We start from the raw sequence: 18,067 nt of genomic DNA, 5'->3' as shown, positions 1-18,067 counted from the left end.
GCACAAAAGGCGCGAATCGCCCGAGCGATCAAGGCTGCCGAGCGCCTAGCGTCCGCAGCCGTGTTGGGTGTGGAGTTGTTGGAATTGTGGCGGGCCGGCCGGGTGCAGCTGCCCGCGCTCGCCGGGATTTACGAGCGAGCGGCTGAGGAACTTTCGCTTGTACCGCATGACGAAGCCGAATGGACCTCGCTCCGCCGGCAACTGATCAGCGTTCTCGCCACTGCGGCCGCGCAGATAGCAGAAGCCGCCGACGGTGTGACGGCTGCCGTCGCGAGATACGAGCAGGCCGACGAAGCGGCGGCACAAGAGCTCCGGACGAGGCTGGTCAACGATCTCCCCAATGGGGCGCAGCGGTGACGTACGCGATGCTCATGCAGCACGCCGAAGACATGCGCGATCTGGCGGTCGGCGTGGCATCGGCCGGTGGGGCGGACGGCTACTACCGCATGCGCGCCATCGAGAAAGAGTTCGCCGACCTGCCCGAGGCGTTCCGTCCACTGACCGGATTCCCCGATCCGCGATCGTACGACGCCAAGTTGCATCACCTCGATTACGTCCTCAGTGGACTGTCCACTGGGGACGGCGACGCGCGAGCGAATGCCGAGCTGCGGAACCTCGGCGTGGCGCTGCGTAATTGGACCGGGGAGGCGGCCGATAAGTTCAAGCGCGGGTTCGTCGAGCCGTGGCCCGCGTTCATCAAGAATCAGTACACCGTGGGCGTGGTGCTGCGCTCCGCGCTCCAGGCTGAGCAGGAGATCTGGGCGCGGGCGCGGCAGGACGCCGATCAGATCGGCGAGCAGGGGCTGGCGGCCATGGCGGCGTGCGGTGACTGTACGCGCACCGAGTGGACGGTCACCTTCACCGTCGTCGCGGCGGTTGCCGCGGTCGCGGCGGTGCCCGTGACCGGGGGACTGTCCCTCGCGGCTGGAGGTGTCGCCGGACTCGCCCAAGTGGTGGCGGCTACCGGGCCGGCCGAGGCGCCGCAGACCACGTTCACCGCCGACGTACCGAGCGAGGTGGCTGACCGGGTACGCGAGGCGATCACCCAGCTGCGCGCACACATCCACGAGAAGCAGGACGCGGTAAGAAAAGCGCTTCGCGTGACGAACGCGGCCATGACAGACCGGCCGGAGCTGTTCGGATGGTGACCGTCCACCTGCGCGGGATGACCGCGACGCTCGATGGAATCACCATCACCATCGACGCCGCGAACCCGAACGCGCGAGACTTGGAAGCGCTCGCGCGCGCATTGTGGGCGGCGCGGACGCGCGAGACGTTGCGGCACGCTGGGCTGACCAGAGAGCCGAGGCCGATCGGATGGCGCGCCGAGGAGTACGTGCGGCGCCGCGCCGCAATCGTCGCATGTGGACAGTCCGGCACCGTCAAGATCCAAGTAACCGGCATGCGCCAGTGGCGCGTCGAGATCAACGGTGCCACCGGAAGCGATGTCGAACAGGCCGCGCGGCACCTGATACAGGACCAGGAACAACAGATCAGAGCGCTGAAACGGGAGCTATGGGGGCGGCCACGACCTTCGCCGTGCCGTCGGTGAAGACGCCCAGGCGGCCCGCACCGGCCTGCTTGGCCGCCTGCATGGCCGTGTCCGCGTCGTGCAGGAGCTGGTCGATCTCGGCGTGGTTGCGCCAGCACGCCACGCCGATGCCGGCGCTCGGGGTCAGGTCGACGCCGGCGACCTGGAGCGGGGCGCGGATCGCGGCGGAGAGGCGGGCGGCCACGTGGACCGCGTCCGCGGCCGTGCCCATGCCGTCCAGGATGACCGCGAACTCGTCGCCACCCAGGCGGGCGGCCACGTCGGCGCCGCGGATGGCCTCGCGGATGCGGTGGGCCACGGCGGCGAGGAGCTGGTCGCCGGTGGCGTGGCCGTACGTGTCGTTGACCTTGCGGAAGCCGTCCACGTCGATCAGCACGACCGCGACCGGGCTGCCGCGGCGGGCGCGGGCGATCGCGCGGGTCAGGTGTTCGCGCAGCAGCTGGCGGTTCGCGAGGCCGGTCAGGGCGTCGTGGAAGGACTGGTGGTGCAGGGCCGCCGCGCGTTCGGCGTTGGCCAGGCCCAGGGCGGACTGGGCGGCCAGCGACTCCAGGGCCGGGCGGGCCTCGGCCGGCAGGCCCCGGTCGGCGCCGGCCAGCAGGGTGCCGTACCGGACGTTCGCGACCCGCAGCGCGAAGCCCTCCGAGCGGGCACCCGGGGCGCCGGCGAAGAGGGTCGCGGGAGCCGGGCCGGCCACGGCGGTGATCTGCTCGGACGGGTCGACGGTGGCCGCCCACGCGCCCGGTGCGCCGGTCAGCAGCCCGACGGCCGCCTCGACGGTGTGCCGGCCCACGACCCGCGCGTCGGCGGTGGTGCCCAGCGACGCGCCGAGCCGGGCGAAGACCCGCTCCCGGGCGGCGGCGCGCTCCTGGCGCCGCGTGGTTTCGGCGATCACGGCGGTGAAAAGAGCCAGCGCCGGTACTCCCGGTGCCTGCATCAACATCGCCCCCACCTTGGCCGGTTCGGTCAGGGCGACCGTGCCCGTCACCGCCGCGAGGGTCGCCACGGTGTAGGCGAGGACGTGCCGCCAGGGGCCGTAGAGTCCGCGGTACGCGACGCAGACGCAGGCCAGGCCCAGGGTGCCGGTCCAGTCGTGCAGGCCGAGGCCGATGACGGCGAGGGCGGCCGCCTCCGGGAGGGCGGACCAGGCCGGAAAGCTCTCCCGCGGGTACCGGTGCAGCCACCATCCGCCGAGGGCCACCGCGGTCACGGCACTCGCGATGCGGGCGGGCAGGGCGGCGGTCTCGCCGGCGTAGGCCCGGGGCAGGACCAGAACCAGGCAGAAGACCCCGAACACGAAGAACAACCAGCGGATCCGCCCATCGAGCGCTCTCGGGGGCCCGAACACACCGGTCATGCCCGCGCTATCGGCCGTCCCGGCGGCAAACTGAGTAATGATCCACTTTTCCGGCATACTGGATCGCGTCGCGTACCGGGCGCTACCCTGTCCGCACCGCCCGCGATGGGGTGGGCGATACCGCTCATCTCGGCACTGGGTCGGCCGAAGGTATGGCGGCCGGAACTGCGCCGGCCGGGGGCGAAGGCGGTGATGACGGGCGGTGAAGACCAACCGGCTGCTCGCCGTGTACTCGCCCCTGTTCGCCGTCGCCGCCGGTTGGGCCCTCGTGCGGCTCGCCGGGTTCGACGCGCCCCTGTTCCTGGGCTGGCTGCCGGGCGCGATCGGGATCGCCATCGGCGGCGCGTACCTGCTGGCCGCGGCCGACACACCCGGGCTCGATCCGCGCGGGCGCCGGTTCTGGCGGCACCTCGCGATCGCCGCGCTGCTCATCGCGCCGTCGACCGGGCCGTTCACCGAGGCGAGCCTCGGCGGGCGAAGGTCCGGGCCGCTGCTCTACGCCGCCGTCGCCCTGCTCGCCGTGGCGCTGCTGCTGGTGCTCTGGGCCCTGCTCCGGCTGCCGACCCGGGTCCGCGGGCGCAGCCACTGGCTGCGGCTGGGACTCGACGCGTTCACGGTGCTGGTGTGCTCGGCGACGTTCCTGTGGCACTTCGTGTTGCGCCCGATCACCGACGAGCCGCTGCCGAAGGTGTTCGGGCTGCTGGTCCTGTGCGTGCTGTGCCTGCTCGCCGTGCTGGCGGTGGTGAAGCTGATCCTCGCCGGGACCGCCGCCGTCGACGGCGCCGCCCTGCGCGCGCTGGCCCTTGTGGTCCTGATCGGTTCCGTCGGTTCCGCGTTGGTACCGATCCTGCCCAATCCCCGTCTCGCCGGCCTGTCGGACCTCGTCACCATGTGCGAGGCGCTCATGGTCGCGGTAGCGGGCATCCTGCAGGCGCGGCGGGCCGGACGTGCGCAGGCGGTGACGGTCGACCGGCGGCGGCCGTACTCCGTGCTGCCCTACCTGGCCGTCGCCGCGGTCAACCTGCTGCTGGTGGCCGTGGCGGTCAACGACACCGGAAGCCTGCCGGTGCTCGTCGGGGCGGTGGTGGCCACCGGGGCCGTCGTCGCGCGCCAACTGCTCGCCTTCCGGGACAACGACGGGCTGGTGCGGTCGCTGCGCGAGCACCAGCGGCTCTTGCGCGAGCAGGCCACCCACGACGCGCTCACCGGGCTGCCGAACCGCGCGCTGTTCAACGAGTGCCTCGAGCACGCGACCGCGGCCATCCTGGTCGACCTGGACGACTTCAAGGCGGTCAACGACACCCTCGGCCACCCGGTCGGCGACGGGCTGCTGATCGAGGTCGGGCGCCGGCTGCGCGCCGCGGTCCGCCCGGCCGACCTGGTGGCCCGCCTGGGCGGCGACGAGTTCGCGGTCCTGGTGCTGAACGCCGACGATGCCCACGACCAGGACGGCCTCGACGCGATCGCGGAGCGGATTCTGGCCGAGCTCGCGCCGCCGGTGCACACCCACGGTCATGTGCTCACCGTGACGGCCAGTGTCGGGGTGGCGGCCCGCGACGGCGAGGACGGGGCTCAGGACCTGCTGCGCCACGCCGACATCGCGATGTACGCGGCGAAGCGGCGGGGGAAGGGCACGCACGCGCGGTACACGCCGGATTTGAGCGGTTTGCTCATGACGCCCCAGTCGCGTCTGGCCGATCTGCGGCGGGCGATCGCCGAGGCCCGGCCGCCGTTCACGCTGGAGGTGGGGCGGGCCGCGCTGGTGTCGCCCGGCTTCGCGGCCGAGCTGGGGGCGTTGCTCGCCGAGGCGGGGCTGGAGCCGGCGGGGCTGACGCTGGCGCTTCCGGCGGCTCAGCTGGCCGGCGACGGGGCGGTCGGGCGGGCCATGGGGGAGCTGCGGGCGGCCGGGTTCGGGCTGGCGCTGGATCAGACGGGCACCGGCACGGTACGGCTGGATCTGCTCTCGGCTCTTCCCTTCACGGCGTTGATCGTCGATCCGGTATTCGCCGGGATCGAGGGCACCCGATCGGTTGCGTTCGCCGAGGCCGTGGCCGCATTCGTGCGGGAGGCCGGGATCGACTACAGGGTTCGATCCGAGGGCTCACTGCTAGAGAGCGCTCTCTAGATTTTCAGTTCCGGAACCGTAGCCCTCTTGACACCGGGGCTGCTACGGATAACTCTCGTCCTTGGAGAGCGCTCTCCGAGCCCCACCCCGGTTCCCGGGCCGCCCGTTCCCGGTCTGGTGAGCCTGACACCCCGTCGGCCGGAACACAAGCGTCACGTCCACCGCACCCCCGCGGTGGGCCGTCCGGCTGCCGCCATGCCCTGACACAGGAGCAGTGATGCACACCGCCGCACCGCCAACGGCGAACCGCCGCCGCCGAAATCTGATCCTCGCCGCCGCCGCCACGCTCGTGGTGCTGGCGACGTACGCGATCACCACCACCCTGTCCGCCTCGGCCGCCGACACCCTCATCTCGCAGGGCAAGCCGGCCCTGTCGTCGTCCGACGAGAACGGCGGCACCCCCGCGTCCGCCGCGTTCGACGGCAACACCACCGCCACCCGCTGGGCCAGCGCGTTCTCCGACCCGCAGTGGATCCGGGTCGACCTGGGCCAGACCGCTTCGATCTCGCAGGTCAAGCTGTTCTGGGAGGCCGCCTACGGCAAGTCCTTCCAGATCCAGACCTCGGCCGACGGCAACACGTGGACGAGCGTCTACTCGACCACGACGGGCACCGGCGGCACGCAGACGCTGTCCGTGACCGGTAGCGGCCGCTACGTGCGGATGTACGGCACGACCCGCGCGACGGGCTACGGCTACTCGCTGTACGAGATGCAGGTCTTCGGCTCCTTCACCGGAACCAACCCGACCGGCGGCCCGTGCAACACGACCACCAACGCCGCCCTGGGCAAGACGGCCGACGCGTCGAGCACCGAGAACGCCGGCACCCCGGCCTCCTCGGCGGTCGACGGCAACGGCGGCACCCGCTGGTCGAGCGCCGCGAGCGACCCGCAGTGGCTGCGCGTGGACCTCGGCTCCGTGCAGTCGATCTGCCAGGTCACGATCAACTGGGAGGCCGCCTACGGCAAGGACTTCCAGATCCAGACCTCGACCGACAACGCCAACTGGACGACCATCAAGACGGTCACCGGGGGCACCGGCGGCAACCAGGTGCTCAGCGGGCTGAGCGGCTCCGGTCGCTGGGTTCGCCTGTACGGCACCGCCCGCGGCACCGGCTACGGCTACTCGGCCTGGGAGTTCATCGTGAACACCGGCGGCACGAGCCCGACCACCTCGTCGCCGACCCCGCCGACCAGCCCCACCCCGACCCCGACCGGCACCCTGCCGGGCGGCGGTGACCTGGGCTCGAACGTCATCGTGTTCGACCCGAGCCAGTCCTCCGCCACCATCCAGGCCAAGCTGGACCAGATCTTCACCCAGCAGGAGACCAACCAGTTCGGCACCCAGCGGTACCAGTTCCTGTTCAAGCCGGGCTCGTACAGCGGCCTGAACGCCCAGATCGGCTTCTACACCTCGATCAACGGCCTCGGCCAGAACCCGCAGGACGTGCAGATCCACGGCGACATCACGGTCGACGCGGGCTGGTTCCAGGGCAACGCGACCCAGAACTTCTGGCGCTCGGCCGAGAACCTGTCGGTCTACCCGGTCTCGGGCGTCGACCGCTGGGCCGTCGCGCAGGCCGCGCCGTTCCGCCGCATGGACATCCACGGCGGCATGACCCTCGCCAGCCCGAACTGTGGCTGGGCGTCCGGCGGCTACATCGCCGACTCGCGGGTCAGCGGCAACATCAACCCCTGCTCGCAGCAGCAGTGGTTCACCCGTGACTCCACCATCGGCAGCTGGAACGGCTCCGTGTGGAACATGGTGTTCTCCGGCGTGCAGGGCGCTCCGGCGAACAGCTTCCCGAACCCGCCGTACACCACGCTGGCCACCTCGCCGGTGACGCAGGAGAAGCCTTACCTGTACGCCGACTCCTCCGGCGCCTACCGCGTGTTCGTCCCGTCGCTGCGCACGAACTCGAGCGGCGCGACCTGGATCAACGGTCAGACCCCGGGCACGTCGCTGTCGATCAACCAGTTCTACGTGGCGAAGCCGGGCGTGAGCGCGGCGACGCTGAACCAGGCGGTCGCGCAGGGCCTGAACCTGCTGTTCACCCCGGGTGTGTACCACCTGAACTCCACGGTGAACATCAACCGGGCCAACACCGTGGTCCTCGGCCTCGGCTACGCCACGATCGTGGCCGACAACGGCGCGCTGCCGATGGCCGTCGGCGACGTCGACGGCGTGAAGATCGCGTCGCTGCTGTTCGACGCGGGCCCGACCAACTCCCCGGCCCTGCTGCAGGTCGGCCCGAACGGTGCCTCCGGCAACCACGCCGGTGCCCCGAACCTGATCTCCGACGTGTTCCTGCGCGTCGGCGGCGCGGGCGCGGCGAAGGTCACCAACGCCATGGTCGTCAACAACAACAACACCATCATCGACCACATCTGGTCGTGGCGGGCCGACCACGGTGACGGGGCCGGCTGGACGTCCAACCCCTCCGACACCGGTCTGATCGTCAACGGCCAGAACGTGACCGCGTACGGGTTGTTCGTCGAGCACTTCGAGAAGTACAACGTGATCTGGAACGGCAACGGCGGCAAGACCATCTTCTTCCAGAACGAGCTGCCGTACGACCCGCCGTCGGCCGCCGCCTGGTCCCACGACGGGATCACCGGCTACGCCGCCTACAAGGTCGCCAACAACGTCACCTCGCACGAGGCGTGGGGCATGGGCAGCTACTGCGTGTTCACGACGGACTCGTCCATCGCCGCGTACCACTCGTACGAGGCACCGGTGAACGCGAACGTCAAGTTCCACAACATCCTGACGGTGTCGCTGGGCAAGGGCTCCATCACCCACGTCATCAACGACACGGGGGCACCGGCGCAGGCGTCCAACGTCTCGCCGTCCAACGTGATCAACTACCCGTAACTCGCTTGCAGGAGCGGGCCGTCCTTCGGGGCGGCCCGCTTTTTTTATGGCACGAGGTGGATGCGCACCTTGCGCGCGGCGACCGCGGCCTCCTCCAGGACGGTCAGCCGCGGCTCGGCGACCTCGAGCAGGCGCGGGTGGCGCAGCGCGGCCAGGGCGGCGAGGCGCTTGTCGGCCAGGATGGCGTCGACGAGGCCGCGGTCGCCGCCGCAGACGAGGGCGTGCAGCGTCGCCACCTCGGGCAGCAGCACGCGCTCGGCGATGTCGGCGGACTTCTGGGCGACGGCGTCGGACTGGTTGTCCCGCCGCCGGGCATAGCGCTGCTGCGACCATCCGCCCGCCGCGGTGCGCCCGTGGACGTGGAAGCGCTCCACCTTCGATGCCGCGATTTCGGTACCGTCGGCGATGCCCACCGCCGTCGCGCCCTTGCGGGCCAGCAGCAGCCCGATGCGCGGCGGTTGCCGCAGGCCCGTCAGCAGGGCGTCGACGTCCGCGGCGGCGTCGAGGCCGGGCGGCGGGTGCAGGGTCGCCCGGTCGCCGTTGTTCGTGCCGGTCAGCACCAGGCCGGCCTCGTCGGCGCCCTGGTGGCGTCCGTAGAAGCCGTCGAGCCAGCCACGCAGGCGCTCGGGCGAGATCTCCACCCAGCGACCGCCGCCGGCGGCCGGTTTGGCCGTCACCATGGCTACAAACCTAGCGGCTGCCGATGAGGACGCGGAGTTCGAGTCCTTTCATCAGCCACGACGCGCCGAAGCCGAGGATGGCAGGGTTTCGCCGATGAGCGGGATCTCGCCCATCTTCTCCTGCAGCGGGGTGAGCGCGATCGTCGACCCCTCGGTCCGGTCGGTGCTGAACAGCGCCACCCCGAGCGCGGCGACCCCGGCGACGTGGCTGAGCAGGTTGTCGAGGTTGTGCTCGAACGCCTTGTACGTCAGCAGGAACAGGCCGGTCACGCACAGCGCGCCGACGAAGACGTCGCGCATGCCGGTGTAGAAGTACTCGCTGAGCGACCCTCGCGGCCTGCCACCCTCCAGCGCCAGGTCGCCGAGCACGAGCGCGAAGGGCAGCGCGAGGCCGATGAAGCCGATGACGGCGCGCATGAGCAGGTACGAGCGGAGGTACAGCACCCCGGCGTCGGGCTCGGCCAGGCGTTCCTCGCTCGGGCGCTGCGGGCCCTCGGTCTGCGGGTCCAGGTAGCCCAACGGATCCTCCCACCGGCGGTGTTTCCGCCATTTTCATCGAGGGGCGTCGCGGCCGCCATCGATCGCTCGGGCGTAGTACGTGACCCCGGCGACGTGCTCGACCACCTCGCGCAGCGACCAGGTCTCCTCGTTCGGCCTTGCGTCGAGTTGTTCCTGCTCGACGGCGGTGAGCCTTGCTCGGTAGGAGATGGCGAGCCTGGTGAGGCGGCTCCGGGCCTCGTCGAGGTCGGTCTCGGTGAAGGGGGCGAGGTCGGCGTGCGTGGTGACGGTGCGGCCGTGCCAGTGGTCGGGGAGGGTCTCGATGCCGGCGAGGCGGCACTCGATCTCGGCCAGGTGGTCGATGAGATGGTCGGTGACGCGGCGCATGGCCTTGTGCGGCGTCCAGGCATTGTTGTCGTACAGCGTGGGGGTGCCGTTCCAGGCGAGCCACCGCTGGGCGCGCTCGAGGACTTCGGCCACGGCCTCGTCGATCAGGTCCATGGGGGCGACCGTATTGGCGGGATCGTTCGGGCCCGGCCGAACGGTGCGCGTGGGGTCGGTGGGGGAGTACCTCGGGCGGGAATGTTCATGAACGGCGCGCGGATGCCGATCTCGGCGGCGTGGAGACGGTGGCGACCTGGCGTCCGACGCGGCTGCTCGTCGCGGCCGCGGGGCTTGCGCTGCTGGCCGAGGTCTGGTTCGGGGTCGGGCTGCTGCATCCGACGCCGGCTGTGGTCAGTTGGGTAGCTGTGCCGTTCGTGGTGGGGCTGGCGGTGGGGGCGTGTCTGCAGGCCGCCGGTGCCGGTGGGATGGCGGCCGGGGCGGCGCGGTTCTGGCGGCATGTCGCGCTCGGGATGGGGCTCATCGGGCTGGGGGCGGTCAGCAACGGGGTGGACATGTTCCGGGGGATCGCGCGGCCGGGGCATGTCGGGGCGCTCACCTCCGCCATCTACGTGGTGGGGCTCGCGGTGCTGCTGTGGGCGTTGTTGCGCATCCCGGGTGCCCGGCGCAGTCGCGGGGAGTGGCTGCGGTTCGGGCTGGACTCGGCCACCGTCCTCGTCACCGTGCTGACGTTCTGCTGGCATTTTCTGCTCAGCGACTGGCGTACCTGGTCGGGGGACAACGCGTCGGGGGCGCGGTCCATCCTGGCGTTGCTCGCCTGCGGGGCCGTGGTCGTGTTCGCGTTCGTGAAGATCGCGTTCACCGGGACCGGGCCGTTGGATCGGCGGGCGCTGTATCTGCTCGCCTCGGCCGGGGCCGTCGGGGCGCTCGGTGGGGCGTTGGCGCCGTTGCTCTCCTCGCGGCCCTATCTCAACGGTACGCCGACGATTCTGCCCGTCACCTGTCTCGTGCTCTGCGTTGCGGCCGATCGGCAGCGGCGGGCGGCCCGGGTGGCGCCGCTGGTTCCGGCGCGGCGGGAGCGGCCGGGGTTCGTGTCGTACGCGGCCGTGTTCGCGACCTGTGTGCTGCTGCTGGGCGACGCGGCCATGCGGGGGGCGGACATTCTCGGGGTTGCCGTCGGTACCGTCATCCTGGTCCTGCTCGTCGCCGCTCGTCAGGTGACCGCGCTGCGCGACAATGCGGGGCTGGTGCGGTCGCTGGCGTGGCAGGCCGGGCACGACTCACTCACCGATCTGGCCAACCGGCGGCTGCTCACTCAGCACATCGCCGGGGCGCTCGGGCGGGGGCACCGGGTCGCGGTCGCGCTGGTGGACATCGACGACTTCAAGGCCATCAACGACGACCTCGGGCACGCCACCGGGGATGCGCTGCTGCGTGCGGTCGCGGCGCGGCTGGAGGAGCTGATGGCCGATCAGCCGGGCGAGGTGCGGCTGGTGGCGCGGCTCGGCGGGGACGAGTACGCGCTGGTGTTCCCGGCCTTCGACGAGCCCTCGGCGCTGGTGTTCCTCGGCGCCGCCGCCGGTGAGCTGCGCCGGCCGCTCGATGCGGCGGGGCATGCGCTGGTCGTCGAGGCGAGCGTCGGCGTGGCGGTGGGTGACCAGGAGACCGGCGCCGAGGAGTTGATCCGGCGGGCCGACGTCGCCATGTACGCCGCCAAGGTGCAGGGCAAGGGCCGCCAGGTCGCGTACGACCAGGCGATGGACCAGCGTGGCGCCGAGCAGGCGCGGATCGCGGCCGAGCTGCGGGTCGCGCTCGACACCGGGCAGCTGCGCGTGTTCTACCAGCCGATCGTGCGGCTCGGCGACGGTACCCCCGTGGGCGTCGAGGCCCTCGTGCGCTGGCAGCACCCGGAGCGCGGGATGATCCGGCCCGACCTGTTCATCCCGGCGGCCGAGCGGACCGGGCTCATCGTGCCGGTCGGGCAGTGGGTGCTGGCCGAGGCGTGCCGGCAGGCGGCGAAGTGGCGGCGGGAGCTCGGGCCGGACGCGCTGCGGTACGTCTCCGTCAACGTATCCCCCCGCCAGCTGCGCGAGTCGGGGTTCGCCGGCCGGGTGCGCGACGAGCTGCGCGCGGCCGGGCTGCCGCCGGCGTGCCTGATGGTCGAGGTGACGGAGACGGCGGTCTTCGACGGCGGCTCCGCGCTCGACGAGCTGCACGAGGTGAAGCGGCTGGGAGTACAAGTGGCGTTGGATGACTTCGGCACCGGGCACTCGTCGCTCGGGCTGCTCCGCACGTGCCCGGTCGACGTGCTCAAAGTGGACAAGTCCTTTGTGGACAACGTGACCGAGGCCGGCGCCCGGTCGGTCATCGCCGAGGCGCTCATCGGCATCGCCGACGGGCTGCGGCTGCGCGCGGTCGCGGAGGGAGTCGAGACCGAGGAGCAGGCGGCCGCCCTGCGCGACCTCGGCTATCAGTTCGCGCAGGGGTACCTCTACGGCCGCCCCGCCCCGGCTGGTGACCTGACGACGCTGGGTCAGGCCTCCGTGGGACGGGTCGCGGCGCGGGGATAGCGGCGGGGCAGCGCGGCCAGCGCCAGCGCCAGCAGCCCGAGCCCGCCGCCGACCACGAAGAACAGGGAGAACGTCGGCTGGCCGAACCACTCCCACATCGGGTGCCACGACGGGTGCGGCATCTCCAGGTGGTGCTTGACCATGAGCGGGACAGCGAACAGCGTCGGCGCCCACCACAGCAACAGCGCCAGCCCGAAGCACGCCTTCACCGAGCCGCGCGCCGGGTGCTCGTCGGCGTCGGTGCGCCGGCTCGCCCAGCCGAACAGCAGGAACGCGGCCAGCCCGGCGAGCAGCCCGCCCGCGATGCCGCACGGCCAGACGGCGGCCGGGGTGGTGCGCTGGAACTCGGCGGACAGGAACGTGGTGTCCGCCGTGGAGTGACCGTACGCGTCCAGGTCGAGCACCAGGGTTCCGCGCCGGGCCACCAGCGTGAAGCCGCCGGCGCCGTCGTCGACCGCCGGGTACACCGTCCAGCCGGCGGCCTCCAGGTGGTCGCTCGCCGCGGCGATCGCGCCGGCCGGGTCGGCGCCGGGTCCGCCGGGAGCCCACGTGCCGGTGGTCGCCTGCGCGTATTCGCCGCCGTCGCCGAGCAGCAGGTCGCGCAGGGAGTGCACGCTCAGCGGCGAGCCGTAGATGAGGAAGGCGGCGGTGGGCGGCCGGCTCGCGTTGCCCCAGGGCGCGTCCGGCGCGGCCACGGCGGCCATCGCCCTGGTCTGCGCGGCGCCCGGCAGCGGCTGGACGGTCTCCCAGCCGGCCCGGGTGGCGAACGCGGCGCCGAACAACCCGCCGATCAGGGCCGTCGCGAGCGCCCAGAACACGACGGTCCGGCTGCCCGGGCGGCCGAGCCGGGCCCGCAGGCCGTGCCGGAGCAGGTTGGCGGCCTCCCGCGCGCTGGGGCCGGTGCGCCCGGGCGGTGCGGCGGCGAGGAGCGTGCCGAGCAGCTCGTCGCGCGGATAGTCGCGCGGATAGACGCGCAGGATTCGGGTGTACCCCCCGTGCCGCGACCCCATCACGCCGTCCTCGGCCCCTGCGCCAGCCGCAGCCGGTCCTCGGCCGCCGCGGTGAGCTCGCGCAGCCGGGCCGTCTCGGCGGTCAGGGCGGTCAGGCCCGCGCTCGTGAGGCGGTAGTAGCGGCGGGCCCGGCCGTCCACGATCTCCTCCCGGTCCTGCTCGACCAGCCCCTCGGCGGCGAGCCGGTCCAATGCGGTGTAGAGGGTCCCGGTGAGCAGGCTGACGCGCCCGCCGGACAGCGCCGACACCTCGTGGAGGATGCCGTAGCCGTGCCGGGGCGCGTCCGCGAGCGCGGTGAGGATGAGGAAGGTCGGCTCCCGCATCGCCTTGGCTTTCACGGCCGGAGCATAAGTAAATGATCAAGCCATCGTCAACGGGGAGCCGACCGGTTTACTCACTCGAGGCGGAGGATCTTGGTTCCATCCACTTTGGACTTGATCTCCTTCAGGCCGCTCGGCGTCGGCCCGGTGATCTTCGATCCGTCGGTGATGTTGAACTTCGACGCGTGCGCCGGGCAGACCGCCACGCCGTCCTGCGGGGGCTTCACCAGCACGCCCTTGTGCGGGCAGGCGGCGTCGAACACCTTGAAAGTTCCACTCGCCGGCTGCACGATCAGCACGCCGTTGGCGACGATCCCGCCGCCCACCGGAACCTCGGAGGTGTCGGCCACCGGCCCCGGCGCGGCGGACGAGGCCGCGGGCGGTGCGGCCGCGGGCGCCTCGGCGGCCGGCTGGCTCGTGGTGGCGTCCGCGTCGCCACAGGCGGCCAGCAGGGCGGCCGTGGAGAGCCCCCCGATCCCGGCCAGGACGGCCCTCCGGTGAGCACACGCTTGCACTCGGTCTTCGTTCATTGCCACGATGTCCCTTCGGTGTGCGGGCACGGCACAGCCCGCCACCGCTCTGTGGCGCGCTTTGATTGAGGGCTTGGCAATTCTACATAGACGTATGGAAGATTATCTACATCAGGCCGGGCCGCCGCGGGTCACGACGGTGGTCGGCAGGACCACCCGGCGCGGCGGGCCGGACTCGCCGCCGATCCGCGCGAACAGCAGCTCCGCCGCCTGGGCTCCGAGCGCCGCCGCGTCGTAGGTGACCAGCGTGACCGGGGCCGGCAGCAGGTCGGCCAGCTCCAGGTCGTCGAACGCGGCCACTCCGGCGCCGCCGCCGTGCGCGCGGACCGCGTGCAGGACGCCCACCGCCATCCGGTTGTTGTCGGCGAACACCGCGTCGGCCGCCGCCGGGCCGCGCAGCAGCTCCAGGGTCGTCGCGTGGGCCACCGCGACCGTGTGCACGCCGACGTGCACGAGGGCCGGGTCGCCCGGCACGCCCGCGGTCTTGAGCGCCTGGCGGTATCCGGCCAGCCGGCGCGCGCCCGTGCCGACCGAGGGGTCGCCGCCGATGTAGGCGATCCGGCGGTACCCGAGGCGGAGCAGTTGCGACACTGCCTCGCGGGCGCCGCCGTGGTTGTCCAGCACGACCGAGTCGGCCGCGACGCGTCCGGGCGTGCGGTCGATGAAGACCATCGGGGCCCAGCCCGCGAGCTCGGTGTGCAGAGAGCGCTGCGAGTGCGCGGTCGGCACCACGAGCAGCCCGTCGACCCGGCGCCGCAGGACCAGGTCGTGCAGCAGCTCCCGCTCCAGCTCGAAGCTCTGCCGGGTGCTGCCCACGACGAGCATGTGCCGGTGCCGCCGGGCCACGTCCTCGGCGCCGCGGGCGATGCCGGACCAGAACGGGTTGGCCACGTCCTCGATGACCAGCGCCACCGTGTGGGTGTTCTGCCCGGGGCGCAGGGTGCGGGCCGACTCGTTGCGCCGGAACCCGAGCGCGGCGATGGCCTCCTCGACGGCGGCCTTCGTCTCCGGCCGGATGTACCGCTCGTGGTTGACCACCCGCGAGACCGTCGCGACGCTCACGCCCGCCGCGCGCGCGACGTCGTGCATCGTGGGGCGGCGCAAGGACATCGAGGCTCCTCTCTTGACTTGCGTACGGTACCTGATTACGTTTTCTGAAAACGTTCACATAGACGTTGATCTTTCAAACCAGGCCCGCCACCTGGGGAGGTGCACCATGCGCAAAAACACTGCCGTTCTTGCCCTGGCCGCCCTGCTGCTCGGATCGACCGCCGCGTGCGGCAACGACAGCGGGGACGACGCGAAGACGATCACCGTCGCCTACCAGAAGTTCGGCGCCTTCATCCAGCTCGACGACCAGCTCAAGCGGGTCAAGGGCGAGTACGAGGCGGCCCACCCGGGCTACACCGTGAAGCTGCTGCCGATCGAGGCGTCCGAGAACGACTACTACACCAAGCTCTCGCTGATGAACCGCTCCCCGAAGACCGCGCCCGACGTGCTGTACGAGGACACATTCCTGGTCAACACCGACATCCAGGCCGGCTTCCTGGCCCCGCTGGACGAGTACCTGTCCGGCTGGTCCGACTGGAGCCAGTTCAGCGACGCCGCCAAGAGCGCGGCCAAGGCGCAGGACGGCAAGACCTACGGCGTGCCGATGGGCACCGACACCCGCGCCCTGTACTACAACAAGGACCTCTTCAAGCAGGCCGGACTGCCCGTACCGTGGCAGCCGAAGAGCTGGGACGACATCCTGGCCGCAGCCCGCACGCTCAAGCAGCAGCTGCCCGGCGTGACGCCGCTGAACGTCTACTCCGGCAAGGGCGCCGGCGAGGGCTCGACCATGCAGGGCTTCGAGATGCTGCTGTACGGCACGAAGGACACCCTCTACGACGCCGACGCCAAGAAGTGGATCGTCGGCAGCCCCGGCTTCAACGACTCGCTCGGCTTCATCAAGACGATCTTCGGCGAGAAGCTCGCCCCCGAGCCACAGGACGCGCTCGACCCGAACTGGGGCACCCGCGTCTCCACCGAGCTGCTGCCGACCGGCAAGCTCGCGATCGACCTCGACGGCTCGTGGCTGTCCAGCACCTGGCTCGACTCCGGCAGCAAGCCGTGGCCGCAGTGGAGCACGGTGCTCGGCGAGGCCGCGATGCCGACCCAGCACGGCGAGGCGCCCGGCACCACCAGCATGTCCGGCGGCTGGGTGCTCTCGGTCGGCGCGCACGCCAAGGACAAGAAGGCCTCGTTCGACTTCGTCACCACGATGCTGAACAAGGACAACACCCTCGCGTACGACATCGCCGCCGGGCAGATCGCCGAGCGGGCGGACGTGGCCGCCGACCCGAAGTACCTCCAGTCGAACCCGGCCCTGCAGTTCTTCACCGACCTGGTGAAGGTGACCCACTTCCGGCCCGCGTACCCGGACTACCCGCACGTGTCCGACGCGATCCAGGTCGCCATGGAGTCGGTGATGACCGGGCAGGCGGCACCCGACCAGGCCGCGAAGACCTTCGCCGACCAGGTGAGATCCGCGGTCGGCGGGGACGACAAGGTCACCACGAAGCCATGAGGGCGATGGCGGCGCGGGCGGTGGCCCTCGCGCCCGCGCTGCTGCTGCTCGGGGTGTTCTTCGCGGGGCCGCTGCTGTGGAGCGTGTACAGCGCCTTCACCAACCTGGCACTCACCGGTACCTCCGAGGTGCACTTCGTCGGCGCCGACAACTTCGTCACGATGTGGCACGACAAGCAGTTCTGGAACTCCCTGGAGCTGACCCTGATCTTCGTGGTCGGCTCGGCGGTCATCGGGCAGAACACTCTCGGGCTGCTCATCGCGCTGCTGCTCAAAAGCGCCGGGCGGGTCACCCGGGTGATCGTCACCGGCATCGTCGTGGCCGCGTGGACGGTGCCGGAGACGGTGGCCGGGTTCTGCTGGTACTCGTTCCTGCACCGCGAGGGCACGCTCAACGCCCTGGGCGCGGACCAGAACTGGCTCTACACCGCGCCGATGCTCGCGGTCATCCTGGCCAACGTGTGGCGCGGCACCGCCTTCTCGATGCTCGTGTACCAGGCGGCGCTCGACGACGTCCCGCCCGACCTGCACGAGGCCGCGTCGGTGGACGGGGCGTCGGTGTGGCAGCGGCTGCGGTACGTGACGATCCCGCTCATCCGCCGCTCGATTGTGAGCAACCTGATGCTCATCACCCTGCAGACCCTGGCGTCCTTCGGGCTCATCTACGTGATGACCAAGGGCGGGCCCGGCGACCGCAGCCAGACGACGCCGATCTACATGTACCAGGAGTCGTTCCAGTTCTACAAGCTCGGCTACGGCACCGCGATGGCGCTGGTCCTGCTGCTCATCGGGGCCATCTTCTCGCTGATCTACGTGCGGGTCATCCGGCTGGAGGAGGCGTGAAAGCGGCCGCGCGGGCCGTGCTCGCGCTCGTCGCCGTCCTGTTCCTGCTGCCGTTCGGGTGGCTGCTGATCGCCTCGATCCAGCCGGGCGCCGCGCTCTCGGCGCACATCGACTGGCACTTCACCACGCGCAACTTCGCCGATGTGCTCAATGCGGACACCGTGTTCATCCCGATGCTCAACTCGCTCATCATCTCCGGCGGCACGGCGCTGCTCACCGTGGTCGCGGCGGTGCTGGCGGCGTACCCGCTGTCCCGGCACCGCAGCCGCTCGGGCCGGGCGCTGCTGTACACCATCCTGTTCTCTACGTGCCTGCCGATCACCGCAGTGATGGTGCCGGTCTACACGCTGTACAGCCGCTTCGAGCTCACCGACTCGGTCCCGGCGCTGATCCTGTTCATGACCGCGTCGTCGCTGCCGTTCGGGATCTGGATGATGAAGAACTTCATGGACGGCGTCCCGGTCGAGCTGGAGGAAGCGGCGTGGACCGACGGGGCCGGTTGGGCGCAGTCGCTGTACCGCATCGTGCTCCCGCTCATGATCCCCGGCCTGACGGTCGTCTTCGTGTTCACGTTCGTCCTGCAGTGGGGCAACTTCTTCGTCCCGTTCATCCTGCTCCAGGCGCCGGAGAGCCAGCCGGCCTCGGTCACCATCTACACGTTCTTCTCCACCTACGGCCAGGTCGCCTACGGTCAGCTGGCGGCGTTCGCGATCCTCTACACGGCACCGGTCGTGCTGATGTACTCGGTGCTGTCGAGGGTGTTCGGCGGGGCGTTCAGCCTCACCGGTGCGGTGAAGGGGTAG

General features: G+C 71.2%; 17 protein-coding genes. 9 read left to right on the top strand and 8 right to left on the bottom strand.

Features of this window, described 5'->3' with window-relative positions; all coding sequences use genetic code 11:
- Positions 1 to 60 precede the first annotated feature (60 nt).
- From ACQP00_RS40625 to ACQP00_RS40615, 3 genes are read left to right on the top strand one after another with little or no spacing between them, the layout of a single operon-like run.
- Positions 61 to 357, top strand: a complete 297-nt coding sequence (locus ACQP00_RS40625) for a hypothetical protein (RefSeq protein WP_433207056.1) — start codon at positions 61 to 63, stop codon at positions 355 to 357.
- Positions 354 to 1,148: a hypothetical protein gene (locus tag ACQP00_RS40620; RefSeq protein WP_433207053.1), complete on the top strand. Its 795-nt coding sequence runs from the start codon at positions 354 to 356 to the stop codon at positions 1,146 to 1,148. Before ACQP00_RS40625 ends, ACQP00_RS40620 begins: the two co-directional genes overlap by 4 nt.
- Positions 1,142 to 1,552, top strand: a complete 411-nt coding sequence (locus ACQP00_RS40615; protein ID WP_433207050.1) for a hypothetical protein — start codon at positions 1,142 to 1,144, stop codon at positions 1,550 to 1,552. The genes ACQP00_RS40620 and ACQP00_RS40615 overlap by 7 nt, the downstream gene beginning before the upstream one ends.
- On the opposite strand, the gene ACQP00_RS40610 is transcribed toward ACQP00_RS40615, so the two are convergent.
- A complete protein-coding gene (locus tag ACQP00_RS40610) occupies positions 1,494 to 2,906 on the bottom strand; it encodes a diguanylate cyclase domain-containing protein (RefSeq protein WP_433207047.1) in 1,413 nt (470 codons plus the stop codon). The two genes, ACQP00_RS40615 and ACQP00_RS40610, sit on opposite strands and share 59 nt — an antisense overlap.
- Before the next feature lie 202 nt (positions 2,907 to 3,108).
- Here ACQP00_RS40610 and ACQP00_RS40605 point away from each other — a divergent pair, with 202 nt between their 5' ends.
- Both ACQP00_RS40605 and ACQP00_RS40600 read left to right on the top strand, forming a co-directional pair.
- A complete protein-coding gene (locus ACQP00_RS40605; RefSeq protein WP_433207044.1) occupies positions 3,109 to 5,031 on the top strand; it encodes a diguanylate cyclase domain-containing protein in 1,923 nt (640 codons plus the stop codon).
- Between the two features lie 217 nt (positions 5,032 to 5,248).
- Positions 5,249 to 7,903, top strand: a complete 2,655-nt coding sequence (locus ACQP00_RS40600; RefSeq protein WP_433207041.1) for a discoidin domain-containing protein — start codon at positions 5,249 to 5,251, stop codon at positions 7,901 to 7,903.
- Positions 7,904 to 7,947: 44 nt separating this feature from the next.
- On the opposite strand, the gene ACQP00_RS40595 is transcribed toward ACQP00_RS40600, so the two are convergent.
- The 3 genes from ACQP00_RS40595 to ACQP00_RS40585 are packed head-to-tail and all read right to left on the bottom strand — an operon-like array spanning position 7,948 to position 9,582.
- Positions 7,948 to 8,583 (bottom strand): acVLRF1 family peptidyl-tRNA hydrolase, encoded by a 636-nt coding sequence (locus tag ACQP00_RS40595; RefSeq protein WP_433207038.1) that lies wholly within the window; start codon positions 8,581 to 8,583, stop codon positions 7,948 to 7,950.
- Between the two features lie 51 nt (positions 8,584 to 8,634).
- The gene (locus tag ACQP00_RS40590) at positions 8,635 to 9,102 is read right to left on the bottom strand and encodes a hypothetical protein (RefSeq protein WP_433207035.1); all 468 of its coding nucleotides are present in this window, start codon (positions 9,100 to 9,102) and stop codon (positions 8,635 to 8,637) included.
- Positions 9,103 to 9,135: 33 nt separating this feature from the next.
- Positions 9,136 to 9,582 (bottom strand): hypothetical protein, encoded by a 447-nt coding sequence (locus ACQP00_RS40585; protein WP_433207032.1) that lies wholly within the window; start codon positions 9,580 to 9,582, stop codon positions 9,136 to 9,138.
- Positions 9,583 to 9,710: 128 nt separating this feature from the next.
- On the opposite strand from ACQP00_RS40585, the gene ACQP00_RS40580 reads away from it, so the two are divergent.
- Positions 9,711 to 11,993: a putative bifunctional diguanylate cyclase/phosphodiesterase gene (locus tag ACQP00_RS40580; RefSeq protein ID WP_433207029.1), complete on the top strand. Its 2,283-nt coding sequence runs from the start codon at positions 9,711 to 9,713 to the stop codon at positions 11,991 to 11,993.
- On the opposite strand, the gene ACQP00_RS40575 is transcribed toward ACQP00_RS40580, so the two are convergent.
- The 4 genes from ACQP00_RS40575 to ACQP00_RS40560 all read right to left on the bottom strand — a co-directional run bounded on the left by ACQP00_RS40575 (position 11,957) and on the right by ACQP00_RS40560 (position 14,963).
- Complete coding sequence (locus tag ACQP00_RS40575) at positions 11,957 to 13,003, bottom strand: hypothetical protein (protein ID WP_433207026.1); 1,047 nt, start codon at positions 13,001 to 13,003, stop codon at positions 11,957 to 11,959. The genes ACQP00_RS40580 and ACQP00_RS40575 overlap by 37 nt on opposite strands.
- Positions 13,003 to 13,326, bottom strand: coding sequence for a PadR family transcriptional regulator (locus ACQP00_RS40570; RefSeq protein WP_433224148.1), 324 nt, complete (start codon positions 13,324 to 13,326; stop codon positions 13,003 to 13,005). Before ACQP00_RS40570 ends, ACQP00_RS40575 begins: the two co-directional genes overlap by 1 nt.
- Positions 13,327 to 13,397: 71 nt before the next feature.
- Positions 13,398 to 13,853: a Rieske (2Fe-2S) protein gene (locus tag ACQP00_RS40565; RefSeq protein ID WP_433207024.1), complete on the bottom strand. Its 456-nt coding sequence runs from the start codon at positions 13,851 to 13,853 to the stop codon at positions 13,398 to 13,400.
- Positions 13,854 to 13,964: 111 nt separating this feature from the next.
- Complete coding sequence (locus ACQP00_RS40560) at positions 13,965 to 14,963, bottom strand: LacI family DNA-binding transcriptional regulator (protein ID WP_433207021.1); 999 nt, start codon at positions 14,961 to 14,963, stop codon at positions 13,965 to 13,967.
- A gap of 106 nt (positions 14,964 to 15,069) precedes the next feature.
- Here ACQP00_RS40560 and ACQP00_RS40555 point away from each other — a divergent pair, with 106 nt between their 5' ends.
- The 3 genes from ACQP00_RS40555 to ACQP00_RS40545 are packed head-to-tail and all read left to right on the top strand — an operon-like array spanning position 15,070 to position 18,067.
- Complete coding sequence (locus ACQP00_RS40555; RefSeq protein WP_433207018.1) at positions 15,070 to 16,422, top strand: extracellular solute-binding protein; 1,353 nt, start codon at positions 15,070 to 15,072, stop codon at positions 16,420 to 16,422.
- Positions 16,419 to 17,264 (top strand): carbohydrate ABC transporter permease, encoded by an 846-nt coding sequence (locus ACQP00_RS40550; RefSeq protein WP_433207015.1) that lies wholly within the window; start codon positions 16,419 to 16,421, stop codon positions 17,262 to 17,264. The genes ACQP00_RS40555 and ACQP00_RS40550 overlap by 4 nt, the downstream gene beginning before the upstream one ends.
- Entirely contained in the window at positions 17,261 to 18,067 is an 807-nt protein-coding gene (locus tag ACQP00_RS40545) for a carbohydrate ABC transporter permease (protein WP_433207012.1), read from the top strand. Before ACQP00_RS40550 ends, ACQP00_RS40545 begins: the two co-directional genes overlap by 4 nt.

Origin of the sequence: Dactylosporangium sp. CS-047395 (genome assembly GCF_050942185.1) — a bacterium.
GTDB lineage: Bacteria > Actinomycetota > Actinomycetes > Mycobacteriales > Micromonosporaceae > Dactylosporangium.
The sequence above is the reverse complement of the archived record's forward strand: the minus strand, read 5'-3'. Positions and strand labels throughout refer to the sequence as shown.

Bases quoted from the DNA above. Each gene is read 5' to 3' on its own strand.
- ACQP00_RS40615 (WP_433207050.1), top strand. From the start codon at position 1,142: ATGGTGACCGTCCACCTGCGCGGGATGACCGCGACGCTCGATGGAATC.
- ACQP00_RS40610 (WP_433207047.1), bottom strand. From the start codon at position 2,906: ATGACCGGTGTGTTCGGGCCCCCGAGAGCGCTCGATGGGCGGATCCGC.
- ACQP00_RS40600 (WP_433207041.1), top strand. From the start codon at position 5,249: ATGCACACCGCCGCACCGCCAACGGCGAACCGCCGCCGCCGAAATCTG.
- ACQP00_RS40595 (WP_433207038.1), bottom strand. From the start codon at position 8,583: ATGGTGACGGCCAAACCGGCCGCCGGCGGCGGTCGCTGGGTGGAGATC.
- ACQP00_RS40585 (WP_433207032.1), bottom strand. From the start codon at position 9,582: ATGGACCTGATCGACGAGGCCGTGGCCGAAGTCCTCGAGCGCGCCCAG.
- ACQP00_RS40575 (WP_433207026.1), bottom strand. From the start codon at position 13,003: ATGGGGTCGCGGCACGGGGGGTACACCCGAATCCTGCGCGTCTATCCG.
- ACQP00_RS40570 (WP_433224148.1), bottom strand. From the start codon at position 13,326: ATGCGGGAGCCGACCTTCCTCATCCTCACCGCGCTCGCGGACGCGCCC.
- ACQP00_RS40565 (WP_433207024.1), bottom strand. From the start codon at position 13,853: ATGAACGAAGACCGAGTGCAAGCGTGTGCTCACCGGAGGGCCGTCCTG.
- ACQP00_RS40560 (WP_433207021.1), bottom strand. From the start codon at position 14,963: ATGTCCTTGCGCCGCCCCACGATGCACGACGTCGCGCGCGCGGCGGGC.
- ACQP00_RS40555 (WP_433207018.1), top strand. From the start codon at position 15,070: ATGCGCAAAAACACTGCCGTTCTTGCCCTGGCCGCCCTGCTGCTCGGA.
- ACQP00_RS40550 (WP_433207015.1), top strand. From the start codon at position 16,419: ATGAGGGCGATGGCGGCGCGGGCGGTGGCCCTCGCGCCCGCGCTGCTG.